We start from the raw sequence: 25,925 nt of genomic DNA on the forward strand, positions 1-25,925 counted from the left end.
TCATTCTCCCATCTCCCCCATCGCCTCGATCAGGCTCTTCGGGCGCATGTCGGTCCAGTTCGCCTCGATGTGGTCCAGGCAGGCCTGGCGGGTGTCCTCGCCGAAGGCGACGGTCCAGCCGGGCGGGACCTCCGCCCACGCGGGCCACAGGGAGTACTGGCCCTCGTCGTTGACCAGGGCCAGGTAGGTGCCGTCGGGGTCCTCGAAGGGGTTGACGGTCATCGCAGTTCCTTCCTCAGCAGCGCGGCGATCTCCGCGACCGGTCCGGGGTTCAGCATGCTCTCGTGGTCGCAGTCGACGGCGTGGTCGACGACGGCTCCGGTGACGTACGGCTTCCAGTCGGCGGCGGCGGGGGCGTGCGCCCCGCGGCCCCGGGCGGCGGTGAAGAAGAGCACGTCCCCGTCGAAGACGCGCGGTGCGTACTCACGGGAGATCTTCACGCCGTTGCGGTAGTGGCGGTGGACGGCGCGCAGGGTCGGCTCGTCGAGGGTGGCGTACCGGCCGCCGTGCGCGCGCACGAACGCCATGATGTCATCGGCCTCCCCCGATCCTCTATAGCCGATCGCGGCCAGCAGGCCGGACAGCACCTCGTCCTGTTCCGGGACGACACCGGGGCCCGCGCCGGGGTAGGCGTCGAGCATCGCCAGCAGCGCGACCTCCTCGCCGCGTCCGCGCAGCTCGACGGCCATGGCGTGCGCGATCAGGCCGCCCATCGACCAGCCCGCCAGCCGGTACGGCCCGCGCGGCTGGACCTCGCGGATCCGCTCCAGGTAGTCCAGGGCCGCCGCCTCGATCGACGGGGCGGTGTGGCCGGGCTCGGTCAGCGCCCGCGCCTGGAAGGCGTAGACGGGCTGGTCGGGACCGAGATGGCGGAGCAGGCCGGAGTACGGCCAGCCGAGCCCGGCGCCGGGGTGCACGCAGAACAGCGGGGGCCTGCCCCCGGCGGCGCGCAGCGGGAGCAGCACCTCCCGGCCGGTGGAGCCGCCGGGGGTCCCCGAGGCCAGGGCCTCGGGCGTCTGGCGGGCGAACACCTCGCGGGGACTGATCTCCAGTCCTTCGCTCCGGGCCCGGGAGACGAGCCGCAGGACCGCGATGCTGTCGCCGCCCATGTCGAAGAAACCGTCGTCGGCGCCGACCCGGTCCAGGCCGAGGACCTCGGCGAACAGGCGGCAGAGCCGTTCCTCGGCGGGTGTCCGGGGATCCCGCCCGGACGCCGGCGCGTCCGGCGCGGGGAGGGCGGCCCGGTCGACCTTTCCGTTCGGGGTGAGCGGCAGCGCGTCGAGGACCACGACGGTCCGCGGGACCATGTGCTCGGGCAGGATCCGCGCCAGATGCGCCCGCAGCTCCCCGGGATCCGCGCCTCCGGCGGCCGCTCCGGCGCCGCCTGCGGGGCCGTCCGCGGGGGTGCCCGGGGAGCCCTCCGCAGGACCGCCCTCGGGGCCGCCCGTGGAACCGCCTGCGGGGCCGCCTGGGGAGCCGCCCTCGGGGCCGACCGCGAGGCCGGTGACGTAGGCGACCAGGTGACCGCTCCGCGCGACCACCGCCGCCTGCCCGACCGACGGGTGCCGGGCCAGCGCCGCCTCGATCTCTCCCGGCTCGATCCGGAAACCCCGGATCTTGACCTGGGCGTCGGCCCGGCCGGCGTACTCCAGCTCACCGTCGGCCGTCCATCTGGCCAGGTCCCCGGTCCGGTACATCCGCTCGCCCGTGCCGTACGGGCAGGCGGTGAACCGTTCGGCGGTCAGGGCGGGGCGGCCCAGGTAACCGCGGGCCAGGCCCGCGCCCGACAGGTACAGCTCGCCGACCGCGCCGGGCGGGACCGGCCGGAGGAGGCCGTCGAGCAGATGTGCGCGCATGCCGTCCAGGGGTCGGCCGATGGGCGGCGCGGCGGCGCCCGGGACGGCGCGGACGGCCTGGACGGCATGGTAGGTGGCGTAGGTCGTGGTCTCGGTGGGCCCGTAGACGTGCCCGAGCACCGTGTCCGGGCAGGCCCGGAGCACCCGGCGCATCGCCTGGGGCGAGGCGGCCTCGCCGCCGGTGAGGACCTCCGCGAGGGCGCCGAACGCGGCCGGGTCCTCCTCCGCGACCAGGTTGAACAGCGCGGTCGTGATGAACAGGGCGGTCAGCCGGTGCCGTGCCACGAGGTCGCGGAGGCGGCCGGGATCCAGCTCGCCGGGCGGCGCGACGACGACCGTGCCGCCGGTCAGCAGCGGCACCCACAGCTCGTAGGTGGAGGCGTCGAAGGCGTGCGGCGAGTGCATCAGCAGCCGCCGGTGCCGCCCGGCCCACCGGTGGTCGGCGGCGAGCGCGAGGACGTCCCGGTGCCGTACGGCCACGCCCTTGGGGGTGCCGGTCGAGCCGGAGGTGTAGATCACGTAGACGAGCCGGTCGGGGTGGATCCGGGCGTGCCGCGGATCCTGCGCGGGCTCGCCGTCCGTGCCGGCGGCGGGGCTCTGGGCCTCGGCGCCGTCCGGGACGTCCGAGGATTCCGCCCCGGCCGCGCCGTACGGGGCGTCCGGGGCGTCCGGGGATCCCGTCCCGGCCGCGCCATACGGGGCGTCCGGGGATCCCGCCCCGGCTGCGCCGTCCGGGGTGTCGAGGCGGAGCACCGCGGCGTCGCAGGCGAAGCCGGGGTCGCGGTCGGCGATCAGGACGGGCGCGCCGGTGTCGGCCACGACCCAGCTCATCCGGTCGGGCGGGTGGCCCTGGTGGAGCGGCACGTACGCCCCACCGGCCCTGGCGATCGCCAGCGTCGCCACGACGACCTCCGCCGAGCGGTCCATCAGGACCGCGACCGGGGTCTCCGCGCGCACGCCGAGCGCGGCCAGCCGGCGGGCGAGCCGGTCGGCCCGCCGGTCCAGTTCGGCGTAGGTCAGGCTCAGGCCCTCCGCCACGACCGCCTCGGCGTCCGGGGTACGGGCCGCCTGCGCGGCGAAGGCGCTCACCACGCTCCCCTCCGGCGGGGGCACCTCCCGTTCCGGCGGCGCCAGGACGAGGGCGCGCTCCTCGTCCGTCAGCAGGTCGAGCCGGGCCAGCGGCACGTCGGGGTCCGCCGCCGCGGTTCCGAGCAGGCGGACGAGCCGGTCCAGGAGCCGCCGGGCCTCGGCCGGGGAGAAGGCGTCGGGCCGGTGGTCCAGGCGCAGGGAGACGGTTCGCCCGCCGGTGACGGCCAGGGCGAGCGGGTAGTGCGTGGCGTCGGTCCCCCCGGCCCCGGCGAGCCGGAGCCCTCCGTCGATCTCCGTCACGGCGGTGCCCGCGGGGTAGTTCTCCAGGACCGTCATGGTGTCGAAGAGCCGGCCCGCGCCGTGGAGGCCCTGGATCTCGGCCAGGCCGAGGTGGTGGTGGGGCAGCAGCTCGGCCTGCTCCGCCTGGAGGCGCGTCAGCAGCCCGGAGAGGGTCTCGCCGGGGCGGAGCCGTACCCGGACGGGAAGCGTGTTGATGAACAGGCCGATCATGCGCTCGACGCCGGGCAGCTCGGGCGGGCGGCCGGAGACCGTGCCGCCGAAGACGACGTCGTCACGGCCGGTGAGCTGGGCGAGCAGCAACGCCCATGCTCCCTGGACCGCGGTGTTGAGGGTCAGGGAGCGGGCGCGCAGGGCTGCGGTGAGCCGGGCGGTCGGCTCCTCGCCGAGGCGGGCGCGGACCCGGCCAGGCTCCCCCGCGGGCCCGTCGCCGAGCCCGGGGGCGACCAGGGTGGCCCCGTCGAGCCCGGCCAGGGAACGGCGCCACGCCTCCCGCGCCGCCGCCCGGTCCTGCCGGGCCAGCCAGGCCAAATACTCCTTGTACGGCGGCGCGGGCGCGGGCTCCTCCCCGGTGTACAGCGCCAGCAACTCGGCCGCCAGCAACGGCGTCGACCAGCCGTCCAGCACGATGTGATGATTGGTGAACACCAGCCGGTACCGCTCCGGCCCCAGCCCCACCAGCGCGAACCGCACCAGCGGCGGCCTCGCCGGATCGAAACGACGCTCCCGCTCCTCGGCCGCCACCCGCTCCGGATCGGCGCCCGCGACCCGACGCCAGGGCACCTCCACCCGCCGGTGCACCAACTGGACCGGTTCGCCGCCCGCCCGCTGCCGGAAGGAGGCGCGCAGGTTGGGGTGGCGGGCCAGCAACCGGGCGGCGGCCGCGGCGAGCCTGTCCGCGTCCAGCGGGCCCTCCAGGTCGAGGGTGAGCTGGGCGGTGTAGACGTCGGGCGCGGCCTCGTCGAACAGGGCGTGGAAGTACAGGCCCTGCTGCAACGGTGAGAGCGGCAGGATGTCCTCGAGCTGGCCGCCCGGGACGGACGGCGCCGGACTCACCGGGTTCACCGGGCCGGCGGCCCGCGGTCCGGCGTCCTGTGCTCCGGTGCCCGCCCGGCGGGTACCGCTCGTCGGTCCGGCACTGGTCATCGGGCGCTCCACTCCGCGTCGAGTTCCGCTGCGAACGCGTCGATCTCCTCCTGGCTGACGGGTACCAGCAGGTCCGACGGGGTGAGGCCGCCGCCGGTGTGCCGCGACAGCCCGGTGAGCGTGGTGAACCACGCATCCGCCAGCTCCCGGACCCGTTCCTCCTCGTACAGGCGGGCCGCCCACGACCAGGTCGCCCGCAGGCGCGGCCCGCCGGGCGCGTCCAGGGTGAGGGCGTTGACCTCCAGGGCGTGCGGGAGGGCGAGGTCCGCGGAATGGCCGCCGCCCACCAGGCCGGATTCGGGCGCCGGGGACCAGTCGGTCCCGGTGGCGGCCTGCGTCCGGCCGAGGTAGTTGAAGGCCAGCTCCGGCACCGGTCGGGCGGCCAGTTCGGCGGCGGCCGCGGGGTCGAGGTGGCGGAGCAGGCCGTACCCGATGCCGTTGTCCGGGACGGCCCGCAGCTGCTCCTTGACCCGCTTGACCGCCCGGGCCGCGGTGGGACCGTGCAGGTCGGCCCAGTCCGCCGGGCCGGGTTCGAGCCGGACCGGGTGGATGGTCGTGAACCAGCCGACGGTCCGCGACAGGTCCGCCGCGCCGGTGATCTCCTCCCGGCCGTGGCTCTCCAGGTCCACCAGGACCGACTCCTGCCCGGTGCAGCGGGCCACGGCGAGGGCGAGCCCGGCGAGCAGCACCTCGCCGACCCGGCCGTGGAAGGCCGCCGGGAGACGGGTCAGCAGGGGCTCGGTGACCTCCGGGGGCAGTTCGACGGTGAGGTGGCGCTGGGTGCCGAAGGTGTCCCGGGCGGGATCCGGCCGCCGGGAGCCGCCCCGGGCCGGGTCCGGCTGCCGGGAGCCGTCCCGGGCGGGATCGTCCGGCCGTGGAGGACCGGGAAGGGTTCCGGCCGGGCCGGACCGTCCGGAGCCGTCGCTCGCGGAACCGGATGACGGGGTGTCCCCGTCCAGGGTCCGGCGCCAGAAGTCCAGCTCATCCGCTCTGATCTCCGCCTCGGCGCGGAGTCGCCGCGCCCAGGTGCGGAAGGAGACCGGCACCGGCGGCAGCTGCGGGGTCCGTCCCCGGGCCGCGGCCTCCCAGGCGGTGAACAGGTCCGGGAGCAGGATCCGCCAGGAGACGGCGTCCACCGACAGGTGATGGACCGTCACCACCAGCCGGCCCGGCGCCCGCGGACCCGCGTCCAGCCACGCCACCCGGACCATCCGGCCCGCCGCCGGATCCAGCTCCGCCCGCAACCGCGCCGCCGCCTCGGCCACCACCCGCGACCAGACATCCTGCCCACCGGTCCCGTCCACCGGGACGCCGCCAGGTCCGTCCACCGGGGTGTCGGCCGGCCCGTCCTCCGGAGCGTCGACCGCCACCCGCCGGATGCACCCGCCGGCCCGGACCGCACCCGGAGGCAGGACCTCCAGCGCTGGGGGATCACCGGGTGCCGGGTCCGCGCCGTCCAGCCACCGTCCACCGTCGGGGCAGGTCAGGCGGAGCACGTCGTGCCGGTCCAGTACGGCCTGCAGCGCGGCCGTCAGCGCCTCCAGCCCCAGGCCCGGCGGAACCCGCAGCACCACCGTCTGGCTGAAGTCGCGGACCGGACCGGGAAGTTCCCGCAACCAGTGCATGATCGGGGTCGGGTCCACCGGACCGACCCCGGCCCCCTCCGGCTCCCCCACGACAGCGGCCTCCTCGGTCGCGACCGCCGCCAAAGCCCGCACACTCTGATGCCGGAACACCTCCCGCGGCGAGAACACCACCCCCGCCTCACGCGCCCGCGCCACCAACCGGATCGCCAGGATGCTGTCCCCACCGAGATCGAAGAACCCCTCCTCTACCCCGACCGACCCCACCCCCAGCACCTCGGCGAACACCCCCGCCAGCACCGCCTCCCGCGCGCTCGCAGGCCCCTCACCCGACCCCGGCCCCGGTTCCCCGTCCGGCTCCACCCCCGAGTCCGCCGCCCACGGCGCCGGCAACGCCGCCCGATCCAGCTTCCCGTTGCCCGTCAACGGCAGCGCCTCCAGCACCACCACCGCCGACGGCACCATGTACTCCGGCAACCGCTCCGCCGCGAACCCCCGCACCACCTCCGGCACGAGCCCCGCCCCCGCCGTCACCGCACCACCGGAGACGGCTCCCGCCTCCCCGCCGGGACCGGCCACGCCGCGCACCGGCGCCACGACCTCCGGTCCACCCGCACCGGCCGCCCCGGCGCCCGTACCGGCGTCCACGCCCGCCGTGCCATCCGGCACCACGTACGCCACCAGCCGCCGATCCCCCGGCCGGTCCTCCCGCACCACCACCGCCACACCCGCCACCCCCGGACACCGGGCGACCACCGCCTCCACCTCACCCGGCTCGATCCGGAACCCCCGCACCTTCACCTGCGCATCCGCCCGCCCCGCATACACCAACCGGCCCGACCGATCCCACCGCACCCGATCCCCGCTGCGGTACATCCGCTCCCCCGCCCCACCGAACGGACACGCCACGAACCGCTCCGCCGTCAACCCCGACCGGCCCGCATACCCCCGCGCCAACCCCGCACCCGCCACATACAGCTCCCCCACCACCCCCACCGGCACCGGATTCAAAAACCCGTCCAGCACGTACAACCGCAGATCCGCAATCCCCGTCCCGATCAACCCCGCCGGACTGTCCGGCCCCAGCGGCGCGTACGTCACGTGCACCGTCGTCTCGGTGATCCCGTACATGTTCACCAGGGAGATCCCCCGGTCGTGCCAACCGGCGAGGCGGGAGACCTCCAGGGCCTCACCGCCGAAGATCACGTATCGCAGGTCTCCGAGGTCACGCGCGGCGGGTGGGAGCTGGTGGAAAGCCGAGGGGGTCTGGTTGAGCACCGTCACCCGCTCCCGCTCCAGCAACGCCAGGAACTCCTCCGGCGACCGGCTCACCTCGAACGGCACCACCACCAGCCGCCCGCCGTGCAGCAACGCCCCCCACAACTCCCACACCGAGAAATCGAACGCATACGAGTGGAACAACGCCCACACGTCATCCGGCCCGAACCCGAACCAGCCCCGCGTCGAAGCCAGCAACCGCGTCACCGCGCGGTGCGTCACCACCACGCCCTTCGGCCGCCCCGTCGACCCCGACGTGAAGATCACATACGCCGGATGGTCCGGAAGAGGTCCCGGCATCGGAGGCTCCGGAACCCCGTCCTCCCGATCCGGGAGCAGGAGTTCCCCGTCCTGGGGCGCGTCGTCTCGGAACGCGCCGTCCCGGCCGGGCACCACCCGGCAGGACGCGCCGCCGTCCTCCAGCACCACCACCGGCAACCCGCCCGGAACCACACCCTCCAACCCCGCGACCGCCACCACCGCCACCGGCGACGCGTCCTGCACCATGAACCCGACCCGATCCGCCGGATACGACGGATCCACCGGCACATACGCACCCCCCGCCTTCAACACCCCCAGCACCGCGACCACCAACTCCACCGACCGCGACGCCACCACCGCCACCGACCGTTCCGGCCCCACCCCCAACCCCACCAGCCGCCGCGCCAGCATCTCCGCCCGCGCATCCAGCTCCGCATACGTCAGCGCCACATCCCCGCACACCACCGCCACCGCCCCCGGCGAAGCCGCCACCCGCGCCGCGAACTCCGACACGATGGTGGTGGCCGGGGGCGTGTCTCCGGTGCCCGCCCAGTCGCCGAGGACGGCCGCCCGCTCGGTCTCGTCCAGGATGTCGAGCCGGCTGATGCGGGTGTCCGGGTCGGTGACCGCGGCGCGCAGCAGGCGGACGAACCGGGCCGCGATGTCCTCGGCCGTCGAACGGTCGAACAGGTCCGCGGCGTACTCCAGACCGCCGGACAGACCGCCGGACGGGTCCTCGGCGAGGGTGAGCTGGAGGTCGAACTTGGCGGTCTCCGGGACGAAGGGCTCGATCGTCACGGAGAGCCCGTCGAGGTCCAGAGCGGCGGGTGGAGTGTTCTGCAGGACGAGCATCACCTGGAAGAGGGGATGGCGGGCCATCGACCGCACCGGATCCACCAACTCCACCACCCGCTCGAACGGCAGATCCTGATGCCCGAACGCCCCCAGACCCACCTCCCGCACCCGCCCCACCAACTCACGGAACGACGGATCACCCCCCACATCCGTCCGCAACACCAACGTGTTGACGAACATCCCCACCAACTCGTCCAACGCCTCATCCGTACGGCCCGCCACCACCGTTCCGATCGGAACATCCGTCCCCGCACCCAAGCGCGTCAGCAACGCCGCCAACGCCGCCTGCACCACCATGAACACCGACGCCCCCGACCCCCGCGCCAGCACCCCCAACCCCCGGCGCAGCTCCGCATCCACCACCACCGGCACCGTCCCGCCCCGATACGACGCCACCACCGGCCGCGCACGATCCACCGGCAACTCCAGCTCCCCCGGCAACCCCGCCAGCGCCCCACGCCAGAACGCCGCCTGCCCCGCCGCCACACTCCCCGGCTCGGCCTCATCCCCCAGCAACTCCCGCTGCCAGAGCGCGTAATCGGCGTACCGCACCGGCAACAGCGCCCACCCCGGCTCCCGCCCCTCGCAACGGGCCGCGTACGCCGCCATCACATCCCGCGCCAGCGGCCCCATCGACCACCCGTCCGCCGCCACGTGATGCACCACCAGCAACAACACCCGCTCCTCGGGAGCAGTCTCGAAGAGGAAAGCACGGAGCGGGGTCTCCGCGGTGAGGTCGAAACCGCGTCCCGCCGCGGCGGCCAGCGCCGGTCCGAGCCGATCGGCCTCGACACGGATCACCTCGACGGGCGGTTCGGCGGCGTCGAGGATCCGCTGGAACGGCACCCCGCCCACCTCCGGCAACACCGTCCGCAACACCTCATGCCGCCCCACCACATCCCCCAACGCCCGCGCCAGCGCCCCCACATCCACCCGCCCCACCAGCCGCAACGCCACCGGCAGGTTGTACACCCCCGACCCCGGATCCAACCGGTTCAACACCCACAACCGCCGCTGCCCGAACGACAACGGCACCCCCGTCCCGCCCTCAGAGCGCGCCACCGCCCGAACCGGCGGACGCACCACCCCCGACCCCTCCTCGACACGCGCAGCCAGCCCCGCCACCGACGGCGCCTCGAACACCGCCCGAACCGAAACCTCCACCCCCAAAACCGACCGCACCCGACCCACCAACCGCACCGCCAGCAGCGAATCCCCACCCAACGCGAAAAACGACTCCTCCACCCCGACGCCCTCGATCTCCAGCACATCCGCGAACACCCCGCACAACACCTCCTCCACCACCGACCGCGGACCCCGCCCCCCACCCGCACCCGCACCCGCACCCGCACCCGCACCCGCCACGGAACCCACCGCCCGCGGCGCCGGCAACGCCGCCCGATCCAGCTTCCCGTTGCCCGTCACCGGCAGCCCCTCCAAAACCACCACCGCCGACGGCACCATGTACTCCGGCAACCGCTCCGCCGCGAACCCCCGCACGCCGGCGGGATCCGGCTCCTCCCCCGAGACCTCCGGCACCACGTACGCCACCAGCCGCCGATCCCCCGGCCGGTCCTCCCGCACCACCACCGCCACACCCGCCACCCCCGGACACCGGGCGACCACCGCCTCCACCTCACCCGGCTCGATCCGGAACCCCCGCACCTTCACCTGCGCATCCGCCCGCCCCAGAAACTCCAGCACCCCATCCGCACACCACCGCACCACATCCCCCGTCCGATACATCCGCTCCCCCCGCGAACCAGACGAACCGAACGGACACGCCACGAACCGCTCCGCCGTCAACGCCGACCGGCCGAGGTAGCCGCGGGCCAGGCCCGGCCCGGCGAGGTACAGCTCTCCGGGCGCACCGGCCGGGACCGGGCGGAGCCGCCCGTCCAGCACGTAGGCGCGGGTGCCCCGGACGGGAGAGCCGATCGGCGGGACCCCGCCGGGGCGCAGCGGGCCGCTCATGGTGGCGGCGATCGTGGCCTCGGTCGGGCCGTAGGCGTTGACCATCGACCGGCCGGGTGCCCAGCGCTCCACCAGCCCGGGCCCGCAGGCCTCGCCGCCGACGACCAGGGTGCGGAAGCCCTCCAGCGGTGCGGCGGGCACGCTCGCCAGGGCCGCCGGGGGGATCAGCGCATGGGTGACGCGCCGCTCCTCGATCACCGAGGCCAGCTCCGCACCGCCGTACACGCCCTCGGGCGGGACGACCAGCGCGGCCCCGGCGGCGAAGGCCATGAGCATCTCCATGACCGAGGCGTCGAAGCTCGGCGAGGCGAACTGGAGCACCCGGCCGTCCGGTCCCACCCCGAGCCGGTCCCGCTGCGTCGCGGCGAAGGCGGCGAGGCCTTCGTGGGTCACGACCACGCCCTTGGGGCGGCCGGTCGAACCCGAGGTGTAGATCACGTAAGCCGGGTTCCGGAGTTCCACCCGGGCCTCGTCCTCCGTGAGGTTCCCTTCCGCGAAACCGGACACGTCCGCCGCGGCGAGGAGCTCGCCGCCGACCACCAGGACCGGGCGCGCGTCGTCCAGCATGGCGGCGATCCGCTCGGCGGGATAGCCGGGGTCCACCGGCAGGTAGGCGGCACCGGCCTTGGACACGGCCAGCGCGGCGACGACCAGGCCGGCCGAGCGCGGCAGCAGCAGCGCCACCACCCGTTCGGGGCCCGCCCCGCGCCGCCGCAGCAGCCGTGCCAGCCGGTTGGCGCGGGCGTTGAGCTCGCCGTAGGTCAGGGTCGTCCCGCCGTCCACCAGCGCGGCGGCCCCCGGGTCCCGCGCCACCGCCGCCTCGAGGAGTCCGTGCAGCGTACGGCCGGGCACCGGATCACCCGTGTCGTTCCACTCCTCGACGATCCGCCGCCGCTCGGCCTCCTCCAGCAGGTCGAGACGTCCGACGAGGGTGCCGGGCGCTCCGGCCACCGTGGCGAGCAGCCGCCCCACCCGGCCGAGCAGACGTTCCGCCTCCGCTGAGGTGAACAGGTCGGGCCGGTGATCCAGGCGGAGCGTGAGCCGCTCGCCGGGGACGGCGGCGAGCGCGAGCGGGTAGTGGTGGGCGTCGGCCGAGCCGAACCCGGTGAGCCGGAGATCGCCGAGGGAGGCACCGGCCGCGGCCGGGTCGAACGGGTAGTTCTCCAGGACGGTGACGGTGTCGAAGAGGACGCCGCGGTGGATCTCGGTCAGGCCGAGGTGGTGGTGGGGCAGCAGCTCGGCCTGCTCGTCCTGGAGGCGGGCCAGCAGGTCGCCGAAGGACTCGTCCGGGCGGAGCCGGACCCGGACCGGGACGGTGTTGACGAACAGGCCGACCATGCGCTCGACGCCGGGCAGGTCGGCCGGGCGGCCCGACACAACGGAGCCGAAGACGACGTCGTCACGGCCGGTGAGCTGGGCGAGCACGACGCCCCAGCTCGCCTGGAGCACGGTGTTGACCGTGACGCCGTGGCGGCGGGCCGTCCGGGTGAGGGCCCTGGTCAGCTCGGCGTCCAACTTGAGACGCACCCGCTCCGGTGGGGCGGCCGCGGCGGGTGCTCCGGGTGCGGCCAGCGTGGGCCCGTCCACCCCGTCGAGCGCCCGCTCCCACGCCTCCCGCGCCGCGTCGCGGTCCTGCCGGGCCAGCCAGGCCAGATAGCCCTTGTACGGCGGCGCGGGCGCGGCCTCCACGCCCAGGTAGAGCGCGAGCAGCTCGGTGATCAGGATCGGCGTCGACCAGCCGTCCAGCAGGATGTGGTGGTGGGTGAGGACCAGCCGGTGCCGGTCCGGTCCGAGCCGCACCAGCGCGAACCGGAGCAGCGGCGGCCGGGCCAGGTCGAAGGGACGGGCCCGCTCCTCGGCGGTCACCCGGCCGGGGTCGTCTCCGGCGACCTCGCGCCAGGGCAGGTCGGCGTGTGCCGGGACGACCTGCACGGGCCGGCTGAGATCCTGGTGCCAGAAGCCCGCACGCAGGTTGGGGTGGCGGTCCAGGAGCCGTTCGGCGGAGCGCCGCAGCCGGGCCGCGTCGAGCGGGCCGTCGAGGTCGAGCGTCACCTGGGCGGTGTAGACGTCGTGCTCGTCGTGCAGGGCGTGGAAGAACAGGCCCCGCTGCAGCGGCGAGAGCGGAAGGATGTCCTGGACCTGCGTCATCGGTCCTCCCAGGCGGTCTGGATGCGGTCGATCTCGTCCTGGTCGAGTTCGACCAGGAGGTCGCTCGGCGTGTGCCCGCCGGAGCCGTGCGCGGCCAGCCCGCCGAGCGCGTCGAACCAGGTCCCGGCCAGCTCCTCGGCCTCCGCCTCGGTGAGCACCCCGTCGGGCCAGGACCAGGCCGCCTCCAGGTGGGGGCCGTCCGGCCGGTCGCGGACGGTCGTGTTGATCTCCAGTACGTGGGCCACCGGCATCTCCGGGTCGTGACCGCCGAGCTCCGCCGGGACCACGTTCCAGTCACCCTCGCCGGTCGCGACCCGGCCGAGGTGGTTGAAGACGATCTGCGGCCGGGGGAGCCCGTCCAGTTCGGCGGCGCTCTCCGGGTCGAGGTGGCGGAGCAGGCCGTACCCGATGCCGTTGTCCGGAACGGCCCGCAGCTGCTCCTTGACCTGTTTGACCGCCCGGGTGACGGTCCGCCCGTCGGTCCAGGCGGTGGCGCCCGCATCGAGCCGGACCGGGTACAGGGTGGTGAACCAGCCGACGGTCCGGGACAGGTCGACGCCGCCGGCGATCTCCTCCCGGCCGTGGCCCTCCAGATGGAGCAGGACGGAGGTGCCCCGCCCGCCGCGCTTCCGGCGCCAGTGCGCCACGGCCAGGGTGAGACCGGTGAGCAGCACGTCGAGGGCCCGGCCGTGGAAGGCCGCCGGGACGGTGGTGAGCAGCGGTTCGGTCCGCTCGGGCGGCAGCGTGAGCCGGAGCGTGCGGACGGTCGCGACGGTGTCCTTGTCCGGGTCGAGCGGCCGGTGGCCGATGCGGGGGTCGGGTCCGTCGAGGATGTCGATCCAGTCGTCCAGCTCGCCTGTGCGGGTCCGGGCCTCGTCCCGGAGCATCCGCGCCCACGTCCGGAACGAGACCGGCACCGGAGCCAGGGCGGGAGTCTCGCCCCTGCGCGCCGCGTCCCAGGCCGCGAACAGATCCGGCAACAGGATCCGCCACGACACCCCGTCCACCGACAGGTGATGGACCGTCACCACCAGCCGGCCCGGCACCCCCGGACCCGCGTCCAGCCACACCACCCGCACCATCCGGCCCGCCGCCGGATCCAGCTCCGCCCGCGACCGCGCCGCCGCCTCGGCCACCGCCTCCTCCGGATCGCCCGCGACCTCCACCCGGCGCACGCACTCGTCCGCTCGCACCGATCCGGACGGCGGCACCTCCAGCACCCCGCGACCGTCCCCGCACAGTGCCTCCGCCCCCGAGCAGACCAGCCGCAACGCGTCGTGCCGGTCCAGTACGGCCTGCAGCCCGGCCTGCAGCGCCTCCAGCCCCAGGCCCGGCGGGACCCGCAGCACCACCGTCTGGCTGAACCCGCCGATCGGTCCGTCCCGTCCGGCCAGCCAGTGCATGATCGGGGTGGGGTCCACCGGGCCGATCCCCGCCCCCTCCGGCTCCCCCACGACAGCGGCCTCCTCGGTCGCGACCGCCGCCAAAGCCCGCACACTCTGATGCCGGAACACCTCCCGCGGCGAGAACACCACCCCCGCCTCACGCGCCCGCGCCACCAACCGGATCGCCAGAACACTGTCCCCACCGAGATCGAAGAACCCGTCCCCGACCCCGACCGACCCCACCCCCAGCACCTCGGCGAACACCCCCGCCAGCACCGCCTCCCGCGCGCTCGCAGGCCCCTCACCCGACCCACCGCCCGGCCCCACTGCACCGCCCGCCACCCGCGGCGCCGGCAACGCCGCCCGATCCAGCTTCCCGTTGCCCGTCAACGGCAGCGCCTCCAGCACCACCACCGCCGACGGCACCATGTACTCCGGCAACCGCTCCACCGCGAACCCCCGCACCTCCGCCGCCAACCGCGCGCCCGACCTCGCACCTGCAGCGTCGAAGACGGCTCCCGGCGCCCCGCCCGCACCGCCGAAAGCGGGCCCCGCCTCCCGGCCGGAACCGGCCGCGTCGCCCTCCAGGACCGCCTCCTCCCCATCGGCCGCCACCGCACCGCCCGGCACGACGTACGCCACCAGCCGCCGATCCCCCGGCCGGTCCTCCCGCACCACCACCGCCACACCCGCCACCCCCGGACACCGGGCGACCACCGCCTCCACCTCACCCGGCTCGATCCGGAACCCCCGCACCTTCACCTGCGCATCCGCCCGCCCCGCATACACCAACCGGCCCGACCGATCCCACCGCACCCGATCCCCGCTGCGGTACATCCGCTCCCCCGCCCCACCGAACGGACACGCCACGAACCGCTCCGCCGTCAACCCCGACCGGCCCGCATACCCCCGCGCCAACCCCGCACCCGCCACATACAGCTCCCCCACCACCCCCACCGGCACCGGATTCAAAAACCCGTCCAGCACGTACAACCGCAGATCCGCAATCCCCGTCCCGATCAACCCCGCCGGACTGTCCGGCCCCAGCGGCGCGTACGTCACGTGCACCGTCGTCTCGGTGATCCCGTACATGTTCACCAGGGAGATCCCCCGGTCGTGCCAACCGGCGAGGCGGGAGACCTCCAGGGCCTCACCGCCGAAGATCACGTATCGCAGGTCTCCGAGGTCACGCGCGGCGGGTGGGAGCTGGTGGAAAGCCGAGGGGGTCTGGTTGAGCACCGTCACCCGCTCCCGCTCCAGCAACGCCAGGAACTCCTCCGGCGACCGGCTCACCTCGAACGGCACCACCACCAGCCGCCCGCCGTGCAGCAACGCCCCCCACAACTCCCACACCGAGAAATCGAACGCATACGAGTGGAACAACGCCCACACGTCATCCGGCCCGAACCCGAACCAGCCCCGCGTCGAAGCCAGCAACCGCGTCACCGCGCGGTGCGTCACCACCACGCCCTTCGGCCGCCCCGTCGACCCCGACGTGAAGATCACATACGCCGGATGGTCCGGAAGAGGTCCCGGCATCGGAGGCTCCGGAACCCCGTCCTCCCGATCCGGGAGCAGGAGTTCCCCGTCCTGGGGCGCGTCGTCTCGGAACGCGCCGTCCCGGCCGGGCACCACCCGGCAGGACGCGCCGCCGTCCTCCAGCACCACCACCGGCAACCCGCCCGGAACCACACCCTCCAACCCCGCGACCGCCACCACCGCCACCGGCGACGCGTCCTGCACCATGAACCCGACCCGATCCGCCGGATACGACGGATCCACCGGCACATACGCACCCCCCGCCTTCAACACCCCCAGCACCGCGACCACCAACTCCACCGACCGCGACGCCACCACCGCCACCGACCGTTCCGGCCCCACCCCCAACCCCACCAGCCGCCGCGCCAGCATCTCCGCCCGCGCATCCAGCTCCGCATACGTCAGCGCCACATCCCCGCACACCACCGCCACCGCCCCCGGCGAAGCCGCCACCCGCGCCGCGAACTCCTCCGTGATCGTCGTAAGAGACGTGATCGGCGTAAGAGAGCCGGAGGACACACCGGTCCCGGCCCAGTCGCCGAGGATGGTGGAACGCTCGGCGGGATCGAGGATCTCGAGCCGGCTGATCGGGACGTCCGGAGCACTCACCGCGGCGCGCAGCAGGCGCACGAACCGGGCCGCGATGTCCTCGGCCGTCGAACGGTCGAACAGGTCCGCGGCGTACTCGAGGACGCCGGTCAGGCCGTCGTCCGTCTCGCTGAGGGAGATCAGCAGGTCGAATCTGGCGACATTCGTCTCCAGCGGCTCCAGGCCGATCGAGAGGCCGTCGAGGTCGAGCTCGACCTTCGGGGTGTTCTGGAACGTGAGTGCCACCTGGAAGAGGGGATGGCGGGCCATCGACCGCACCGGATCCACCAACTCCACCACCCGCTCGAACGGCAGATCCTGATGCCCGAACGCCCCCAGACCCACCTCCCGCACCCGCCCCACCAACTCACGGAACGACGGATCACCCCCCACATCCGTCCGCAACACCAACGTGTTGACGAACATCCCCACCAACTCGTCCAACGCCTCATCCGTACGGCCCGCCACCACCGTTCCGATCGGAACATCCGTCCCCGCACCCAAGCGCGTCAGCAACGCCGCCAACGCCGCCTGCACCACCATGAACACCGACGCCCCCGACCCCCGCGCCAGCACCCCCAACCCCCGGCGCAGCTCCGCATCCACCACCACCGGCACCGTCCCGCCCCGATACGACGCCACCACCGGCCGCGCACGATCCACCGGCAACTCCAGCTCCCCCGGCAACCCCGCCAGCGCCCGACGCCAGAACGCCGCCTGCCCCGCCGCCACACTCCCCGGCTCGGCCTCATCCCCCAGCAGCTCCCGCTGCCAGAGCGCGTAATCGGCGTACCGCACCGGCAACGGCACGAACGACGGCGCCTCACCACGCGACCGCGCCGCATACGCCGCGATCACATCCCGCGCCAGCGGCCCCATCGACCACCCGTCCGCCGCCACGTGATGCACCACCAGCAACAACACCTGCTCATCAGGGCCGAGACGGAACAGCCGCGCCCGCAGCGGCGGCTCGGCCACCAGGTCGAACCCCCGTCCGGCGAAGGCGCTCAGCGCCTCGGCGAGCCCGGACTCCCCGACCTGCTCGACCTCCAGCGGGAACCCACCCGGCCCGGACCCGTCACACAGCTCGGCGGCGTCGAGGATCCGCTGGAACGGCACCCCGCCCACCTCCGGCAACACCGTCCGCAACACCTCATGCCGCCCCACAACATCCCCCAACGCCCGCGCCAGCGCCCCCACATCCACCCGCCCCACCAGCCGCAACGCCACCGGCAGGTTGTACACCCCCGACCCCGGATCCAACCGGTTCAACACCCACAACCGCCGCTGCCCGAACGACAACGCCACCCCGCCCCCCGGCCCCGCCACCGGCCGCAATGCAGGACGCACCACCCCCGAAGCACGCTCCACCACCCCCGCCAGCTCCGCCACCGACGGCGCCTCGAACACCGCCCGAACCGAAACCTCCACCCCCAAAACCGACCGCACCCGACCCACCAACCGCACCGCCAGCAGCGAATCCCCACCCAACGCGAAAAACGACTCCTCCACCCCGACGCCCTCGATCCCCAGCACATCCGCGAACACCCCGCACAACACCTCCTCCACCACCGACCGCGGACCCCGCCCCCCACCCGCACCCGCCACGGAACCCACCGCCCGCGGCGCCGGCAACGCCGCCCGATCCAGCTTCCCGTTGCCCGTCAACGGCAGCGCCTCCAGCACCACCACCGCCGACGGCACCATGTACTCCGGCAACCGCTCCGCCGCGAACCCCCGCACCCCGGCGGGATCCGGCTCCTCCCCCGAGACATCCGGCACCACGTACGCCACCAGCCGCCGATCCCCCGGCCGGTCCTCCCGCACCACCACCGCCACACCCGCCACCCCCGGACACCGGGCGACCACCGCCTCCACCTCACCCGGCTCGATCCGCAACCCCCGCACCTTCACCTGCGCATCCGCCCGCCCCAGAAACTCCAGCACCCCGTCCCCACGCCACCGCACCACATCCCCCGTCCGATACATCCGCTCCCCCCGCGAACCAGACACACCGAACGGACACGCCACGAACCGCTCCGCCGTCAACGCGCCGCGGTTCGCGTATCCCCGGGCCAGCTGGACTCCGGCCAGGTACAGCTCGCCGGGCACCCCCACCGGCACCGGTCGCAACCACCCGTCCAGCACGTGGACGCGGGTGTTCCACACCGGACGGCCGATCGGCACGGAGGTCGCGCCGGGCTCGGGGCGGTGCTCCCACGCGGTGACGTCCACGGCGGCCTCGGTCGGACCGTAGAGGTTGTGCACCGGAGCGCCCAGCCGCTCGGCGGCCCGGTCGGCGAGGTCCGGCGGGAGCGCCTCACCGCTGCAGAGGACCCGGCGCAGCGACCACGGCTCCGGATCCGGGTCCGGAGCCGGATCCGACTCCCGCTCCAGGTCCGGGTCCGGGTCCGGGTCCGGGTCCGGGGATTCCATCCCTCTCCCGAAGCCCCCACCGGACCGCTCGGGGACGGCGTCGAGGAAGGCGGCGAGCATCGACGGGACGAAGTGCACGGTCGTGATCCGCTCCTCGCGGATGACCCGGGCGAGGTAGGTCGGGTCCCGGTGGCCGTCGGGCCGGGCGACGACCAGGGTCGCACCCGCCTGGAGCGGCCAGAAGAACTCCCAGACCGACACGTCGAAACCCGCCGGGGTCTTCTGCAGTACCCGGTCGCCGGGGCGCAGGCCGTACCGCGCCTGGGCCCAGCGCAGGCGGTTGACGATCGCGCCGTGGGTCACGACCACGCCCTTGGGGCGGCCGGTCGAGCCCGAGGTGTAGATCACGTAGGCGGGGTTCTCCGGTACGGCCCGCCGACCGGAGCCCTCCTCCGGGACATCGGCCGGACCGGCGGCGGCCGTCCGCTCAGGACCGATCATCAGACCGGGGCCGATCACCAGGACCGGGCGCGCGTCCTCCAGCATCGCGGCGACCCGTTCCTCCGGCAACCCCGGGTCGATCGGCAGGTAGGCGCCGCCCGCCTTGACCACCGCGTACATCGCGACGACCAGGTCCAGGGAGCGGGGCAGCCGCAGCCCCACCACCCGCTCGGGCCCGACGCCCTGTGCGGCCAGCACCCGGGCCAGCCGGTCGGCGCGGGCGTCCAGTTCGGCGTAGCTCAGCTCTTCGTCCTCGGAGACCAACGCCGGCGCGTCCGGGGTGCGGGCCGCCTGCGCCTCGAACAGCTCGGCCAGCGTGCCGGGCGGCGGCCCGCCCGAAGTCCTCCCGAGGGTCCCATCCGAAGCCCTCCCGAAGGTTCCGTCCGGGGCGTCCGCCATGGTGGCGTTCCACTCCCGCAGGACCAGGTCCCGCTCGGCGGCCGGGAGCACGTCGAGCCGGGAGACGAGCGTCCGCGGCCCCGTTCCCCGTCCCGCGCCCGGCATCCTCGGTGCTTCCCGTCCCGCGCCCGGCGCCCCCGGTGCTTCCCGTTGCACACCCGGCACCTCCGGCGCTCCCCGCTCCGTGTCCCGCCCGGACCCGGTCTCCCCCGCCTCCGCCTCGGCGGCCAGCGTGCCGAGCAGGTGCCGGAACCGGTCCAGCAGGCGGACGGCCTCCGCCCCGGTGAACGCGCCCGGCCGGTACTGCAGGCGGAAGCGGATCCGCTCCCCCGGGATGACCAGCAGCGTGACCGGGTAGTGGGTCGCGTCCGCCACGTCCGCGGCGGCCAGCCGCAGGTCGCCGATCTCGGTGCGCGGGTCGACGGGGTAGTTCTCCATCACCAGCAGCGCGTCGAACAGGGGGCCGCGCCGGATCTCGGTCAGGCCGAGGTGGTGGTGGGGCAGCAGCTCGGCCTGCTCGTCGCGGAGTCTGCGCAGCAGGTCGCCGAGCGGCTCGTCCGGGCGGAGCCGTACCCGGACCGGGAGCGTGTTGACGAACAGGCCGACCATGCGCTCGACGCCGGGCAGCTCGGGCGGGCGGCCGGAGACCGTGCCGCCGAAGACGACGTCGTCACGGCCGGTGAGCTGGGCGAGCAGCAGACCGAAGGCGGCCTGCACGACCGTGTTCAGGGTCGTGGAGCAGGCCCGGGCCAGCGCGGTCAGTCCCCGGCTCACCTCGGAGCCGAGTTCGGCGGTGACGCGCTCGGGCGGGACGGGCACTGCGGAGGCGGCGAGGGCGGGCGCGACCAGGGTGGCCCCGTCGAGCCCGGCCAGGGAACGGCGCCACGCCTCCCGCGCCGCCGCCCGGTCCTGCCCGGCCAACCAGGCCAAATACTCCTTGTACGGCGGCGCGGGCGCGGGCTCCTCCCCGGTGTACAGCGCCAGCAACTCGGCCGCCAGCAACGGCGTCGACCAGCCGTCCAGCACGATGTGATGATTGGTGAACACCAGCCGGTACCGCTCCGGCCCCAGCCCCACCAGCGCGAACCGCACCAGCGGCGGCCTCGCCGGATCGAAACGACGCTCCCGCTCCTCGGCCGCCACCCGCTCCGGATCGGCGCCCGCGACCCGACGCCAGGGCACCTCCACCCGCCGGTGCACCAACTGGACCGGTTCGCCGGCGCGAAGCTCGAAGGAAGCGCGCAGCACCGGGTGCCTGGCGACCAGCCGTTCGGCGGCCCGCCGCAGCCTCGCCGCGTCGAGGGGGCCCTCCAGGTCGAGGGTGAGCTGGGCGGTGTAGACGTCCGTGTCGAGCAGCGAGTGGAAGAACAGGCCGTGCTGGAGGGGCGCGAGCGGCCAGACGTCCTGGATGTCCGGGCCGAGCTCGTCGAGGTCCCGCTGGGTCAGCGGGACCCGCACGTCCGACGGGGTGAGGCCGCCGCCGGTGTGCCGGGACAGGCCGGTGAGGGCCTGGGAGTACGCCTCGGCCAAGGCGGTGATCTCCTCCTCGGCGTAGTGCGCCCCGGCCCAGGTCCAGGTGAGGCGGAGTGTGTCGCCCAGGGCGACGGCGTCGATCTGGATCCCGTGCCGGAGCGGCGCCCCGGCGTCCCGGCCCCCGATCAGGCCGTCGCCGGCCGGTTCCCAGTCCTGCCCGGAGGCCGTGATCCGGCCGAGGTAGTTGAAGCCGATCTCCGCCTGCGGCAGGACGGCGAGGACCGGGGCGGCGTCGGGGTCGAGGTGGCGGAGCAGGCCGTAGCCCAGCGGGTCGGGCAGTGCGCGCAGCTGCTCCTTGACCCGCTTGACGGCCTCTCCGGCGGCGGGCCCGCCCGCGGTGAGCTCGGCCCAGCCGGTGGTGCCGGCTTCGCCCGCGTCGATCCTGGCCGGGTGCAGGCAGGTGAACCAGCCGACGGTCCTGGACAGGTCCGTGCCGCCGGGAGGGCCTGCGGTCAGGTCGTGGCGGCCGTGCCCTTCGAGGTCGACCAGGATGGATCGTTCCCCGCGCCACCGCGCGACCGCCGCGGCGAGCCCGGCGAGCAGCACGTCGTCGGCCCGGCCGTGGAACGCCGCCGGGAGCCTGCCCAGCAGCGGCTCGGTGACGTCGCGGGGAAGCTCCACGACCAGTTCGCGCCGCGAGTCCCACGTCCCCCACCCCGGAGCGGGGCCGTCCGCGTCGCCGCACCGCCCGCCCGGACCGCCCGCGCCACCCTCCAGGCCATCCGCATCCCCGCCCGGACCGCCCGCGCCACCCTCCAGGCCATCCGCATCCCCGCCTGAACCGCCCGCGTCGCCGTACGGCGGGCGCGCGGAGTCGTGAGCCGCCACCGGGACGCCGAGCACGCGTGCCCAGTCGTCCAGCTCGCCGGCCCTGCGCCGGGCCTCGTCCCGGAGCATCCGCGCCCACGTCCGGAACGAGACCGGCACCGGAGCCAGGGCGGGAGTCTCGCCCCTGCGCGCCGCGTCCCAGGCCGCGAACAGATCCGGCAACAGGATCCGCCACGACACCCCGTCCACCGACAGGTGATGGACCGTCACCACCAGCCGGCCCGGCACCCCCGGACCCGCGTCCAGCCACACCACCCGCACCATCCGGCCCGCCGCCGGATCCAGCTCCGCCCGCGACCGCGCCGCCGCCTCGGCCACCACCCGCGACCATTCCCCCGCGGAGACCGGCACCCCGCCGCCCGTTCCCGGAGTAGCCGTTGACGTCCCCGTTCCCGGAGCAGCCGTTGACGTCCCCGGTTCCGGAGCAGCCGGATCACCGCCCGTCCCGGCGCGGCTCACGCAGTCGGCGGCCCGGACCGCGCCCCGGGGCAGCACCTCCAGCACCGGCGGCCCATCGGCCTCCGGGTCCCGATCCTCCAGGCGCGCCCAGCCGTCCGGGCAGGTCAGCCGCAGCGCGTCGTGCCGGTCCAGTACGGCCTGCAGCCCGGCCTGCAGCGCCTCCAGCCCCAGATCCGGCGGGACCCGCAGCACCACCGTCTGGCTGAACCCGCCGATCGGCCCGCCGCCCTCGGCCAGCCACCGCATGATCGGGGTCGCGGGCAGGGGTCCCACCCCGTCGGTGTCCTCGGCCGCCTCCGGCCCGGTCTCCTCCGCGACGAGCGCCAGCGCCTCGGGGCTCCGGTGGCGGAACACCTGCCCCGGCGTGATCGCCAGGCCCGCCTCGCGGGCCCGGGCGACGAGCCCGATCGCCAGGATGCTGTCCCCGCCCAGGTCGAAGAAGCCGTCGTCGGCGCAGACCCGGGGCAGCCCGAGCACCTCGGCGAACAGCCCGCACAGCAGCCGCTCGCGGTCACCCGACGGTTCCCTGCCGCCGCGCTCCCAGGCCGGGGCGGGCAGTGCGGCCCGGTCCAGCTTGCCGTTGGCGTTGCGCGGCAGCTCGTCGAGGACGACGACGGCGTGGGGCACCATGTAGTCGGGCAGCGACCGCCGGGCGAACTCGCGCAGCGCGTCCGGATCCAGCGGACCCGCCGCGTTCACGGCACCCACCACGCCCGCACCCGCACCCGCCACGCCCGCATCCGCATCCGCATCCGCATCCGCCACGCCCACGGCGCCCGCCGGACCCTCGCTCCCTTCCCCGGCCACCGCACCCGCCGGACCCTCGGTGCCCTCCGCCCTGACCGCACCGGCCGCGTCCGCCGAACCGACGACGTAGGCGACCAGCCGCCGGTCCCCCGGCCCGTCGGCGCGGGCCAGCACCACCGCCTGCCGGACCAGGGGGTGCGCCGCGAGCACCGCCTCGATCTCCCCGGGCTCGATGCGGAAGCCCCGGATCTTGACCTGCTGGTCGGCCCGGCCCAGGTACTCCAGGCTGCCGTCGGCACGCCACCGGACCAGGTCGCCGGTGCGGTACATCCGCCCGCCCGGCGTGAACGGGTCCGCGACGAACCGTTCGGCGGTCAGACCGGGCCGGCCGAGGTAGCCGCGGGCCACCGCGGGGCCGGAGACGTGGAGCTCCCCGGCCGTGCCGGGCGGGACCGGGCGCAGGGCGGCGTCGAGGACGTGCAGCCGGGCGCCGAGGACGGGGCGGCCGATCGGCGTGTCGTCCGGGGAGGTCAGCGGATCGCTGGTGGTGACCACGACGGTGGTCTCCGTCGGCCCGTAGACGTTGACCATGCGGCGGCCGGGGGCCCAGCGGCGGACCAGTTCCGGACGGCAGGCCTCACCGCCGACCAGCAGGGTGCGCAGGTCCGGCAGCGGCGCCTCGGGGACCGTCTCCAGCGCCGCGGGGGTGACGAACGCGTGCGTGATCCGCGCGTCGGCGAGGAACCGGCCCAGCGGCTCGCCGCCGTACACGTCCGGGGGCGCCAGGACGAGGGCCGCGCCCGCGGAGAAGGCCATCAGCCATTCCAGCACCGCCCCGTCGAAGCCGATCGAGGCGAACTGCAGCACGCGGCTGTCGGCGGTGACGGCGTACCGGCCGGTCCCGGTCCGCGCGTAGGCGGGCAGGCCGGCGTGGGTGACGACGACCCCCTTCGGGCGGCCGGTGGAACCGGAGGTGTAGACGACGTAGGCGGGGTGGCCGGGCAGGACCGGTCTCCCGGGGTCGGTCGCGGGCAGGCCCGTGCCGTCCCAGACGTCCAGGTCGACGATCGCGGGAGCCGGCCTGCCGGGCGCGGCCGCGGCTCCGGGCGTCTCACCCGCGCCCGGCCCGGCGTTGACCTCTCTGCCTGCATCCGCCCCGGCCGCATCCGCCCCGCCCGGCCCGGTGGTGACCGGCGCGGCGGCGAGCGGCCCGGCGGTGAGCAGTCCGGTGGTCCCGCCTCCGGTGACCACGATCGGCGGGGCCGCGTCGGCGAGCATGACCGCCAGCCGCTCGGCCGGGTGACCGGGGTCGAGCGGCAGGTACGCGGCCCCGGACTTCAGGATGGCCAGGAACGCGACGACCATGTCGGCCGAGCGCGGGACCGACAGCCCGACGTGGCGTTCCGGGCCCGCGCCGAGGGCGATCAGGTGGTGCGCCAGCCGGTTGGCGCGGGCGTCCAGCTCCGCGTAGGTGAGCTCGGTCTCCCCGGCGACCAGCGCGACGGCCCCGGGGGTGCGCCGTACGTGCTCGGTGAACAGGTCCACGGCGGTGCCGCCCGGGACCTCGCCCGGTACGGAGCCCCAGCCGGCCAGCAGTTCCCGCTCCCGCCCGCCGAGCAGGTCGAGCTCACCGAGGCGGCGGCCGGGACCGGCCTGGGCGATCCCGGCCAGCAGGCGGAGGAACCGCCCGTGGTGCCCGGCCAGCTCGGCCTCGCCGTACAGGTCCGGATGGCCGTCGAAGTCGACGCGGACGCCGCGGCCGTCGGAGCCGCCGGGATCGCCGTAGAGGTTGACCGACAGGTCCTCGACCGGGCCGGTGGCCAGCGGGTGGGCGGTGGCCGGGTGCCCGGCGAAGCTCAGGTCGTAGTCGAAGCGCATGATGTTGACCACCGGCCCGAACAGCCGCCCGCCCAGCTCGCGCCGGAGGTCCTCGTACCGGTACCGCTGGTGCACCAGGAGCCGCCCGACCTCCCGGTTGACCTGCCCGGCCAGCTCGCCGAGCGTCGTCTCCGGGCCCGCGGCCAGGCGCAGCGGGAGCACGTTGGAGAGCATGCCGGGGGTACGGCGGGCGAGCGGGGTGGTCCGGGCGGTCACGGCCAGGCCGAGCACGACCTCCCGGGCTCCGGTCATGCGGGCGGTGTAGGCGGCGACGGCCGCGATCACGAGCCCGGAGACGGAGGTGCCTAACCCGGCCGCCGCCCGCTCCAGCGCGTCGGCCTCCCGGCGCTCCAGCGTCGCGCTCCGCCGCCGGAACCGGCAGGTGAGCGGGGCCGTCCCGGAGGCCGCCGCGAAAGCCGCCGTAGCGGCCGCCCCGGAAGCCGCGCCCGCCCCCGGATCCGCCGCCGCGGGCGTCACCGCCGAGAGCGACGGTACGGCGGGCAGCCCGGCCAGCCGGTCCAGCCAGTGGCGGCGGTCGGCCTCGTGCCGCGTGGAGGCGCGGTAGGCGGCGTCCTCGGCCAGCAGCTCGGCCATGGAGCCCGCCTCGCCCGGCCCGGGGTCGCGGCCCTCGGCGAGCGCGGTGTACACCTCGGCCAGCCTCCTGGCGACCATCGGCCCGCTGTAGCCGTCCATGACCACGTGGTGGCAGCGCAGGTACCAGAAGTAGCGGTCGTCGGCCACCCGGAGCAGCGCGGTGGCGACGAGCGCGTCCCCCGGGAAGGGCGACTCCAGGTCCGCCCGCATCCACTCCAGCGCGGCGCGCTCGTCGCCCGGGTCCAGGAACGGGCAGTCCAGCTCCCGGATCCGCACCGTCTGCCCCGCGCCGGTGACGCGCAGGTGCACGGCTTCGACGCCGCGCGCGGCCAGCCGGACCGCCGCGGCGAAGAGCACGGGGTCGACCGGTCCGGCGATCTCGATGTACTGGGCTATGCGGATCGGGTCGCCCGGGGAGATCAGCTGGGCGCGCCGAATCCCGTCCTGGGCCGCGGACAATGGCAGGAGGGAATCCGAGTCGAGCACCGTCGCCACGCTTTCCATCTTCACCGGGACAATGTGTTTTGGGCACGTGAGAGCACATCAGAAAGGCGGAAACGCATTTTCCCCGACCATCCGCCTGCATTTGTCACCTGGCAGTGAATCACACG

4 protein-coding genes are annotated in these 25,925 nt (G+C 75.0%); all 4 read right to left on the bottom strand.

Features of this window, described 5'->3' with window-relative positions; all coding sequences use genetic code 11:
- The 4 genes from HS048_RS26720 to HS048_RS26745 are packed head-to-tail and all read right to left on the bottom strand — an operon-like array spanning position 1 to position 25,818.
- Positions 1-222: an MbtH family protein gene (locus HS048_RS26720; protein WP_068895791.1), complete on the bottom strand. Its 222-nt coding sequence runs from the start codon at positions 220-222 to the stop codon at positions 1-3.
- Positions 219-4,388 (bottom strand): non-ribosomal peptide synthetase, encoded by a 4,170-nt coding sequence (locus tag HS048_RS26730; RefSeq protein WP_230881894.1) that lies wholly within the window; start codon positions 4,386-4,388, stop codon positions 219-221. The genes HS048_RS26720 and HS048_RS26730 overlap by 4 nt, the downstream gene beginning before the upstream one ends.
- On the bottom strand, positions 4,385-12,487 hold the full coding sequence (locus HS048_RS38575) for a non-ribosomal peptide synthetase (RefSeq protein ID WP_304609698.1): 8,103 nt from the start codon (positions 12,485-12,487) through the stop codon (positions 4,385-4,387). The genes HS048_RS26730 and HS048_RS38575 overlap by 4 nt, the downstream gene beginning before the upstream one ends.
- Positions 12,484-25,818 carry a non-ribosomal peptide synthetase gene (locus HS048_RS26745; RefSeq protein ID WP_230882206.1) on the bottom strand — a complete coding sequence of 4,445 codons (13,335 nt, stop codon included), beginning with the start codon at positions 25,816-25,818 and terminating at the stop codon, positions 12,484-12,486. The genes HS048_RS38575 and HS048_RS26745 overlap by 4 nt, the downstream gene beginning before the upstream one ends.
- Between the last annotated feature and the right edge of the window lie 107 nt (positions 25,819-25,925).

Source organism: Planomonospora sp. ID91781 (assembly GCF_015711595.1).
In the GTDB taxonomy this organism is placed as follows: domain Bacteria; phylum Actinomycetota; class Actinomycetes; order Streptosporangiales; family Streptosporangiaceae; genus Planomonospora; species Planomonospora parontospora.

Coding starts and splice junctions, on each gene's coding strand:
- HS048_RS26730 (WP_230881894.1), bottom strand. CDS start 4,388: ATGACCAGTGCCGGACCGACGAGCGGTACCCGCCGGGCGGGCACCGGA.
- HS048_RS26720 (WP_068895791.1), bottom strand. CDS start 222: ATGACCGTCAACCCCTTCGAGGACCCCGACGGCACCTACCTGGCCCTG.
- HS048_RS26745 (WP_230882206.1), bottom strand. CDS start 25,818: ATGGAAAGCGTGGCGACGGTGCTCGACTCGGATTCCCTCCTGCCATTG.
- HS048_RS38575 (WP_304609698.1), bottom strand. CDS start 12,487: ATGACGCAGGTCCAGGACATCCTTCCGCTCTCGCCGCTGCAGCGGGGC.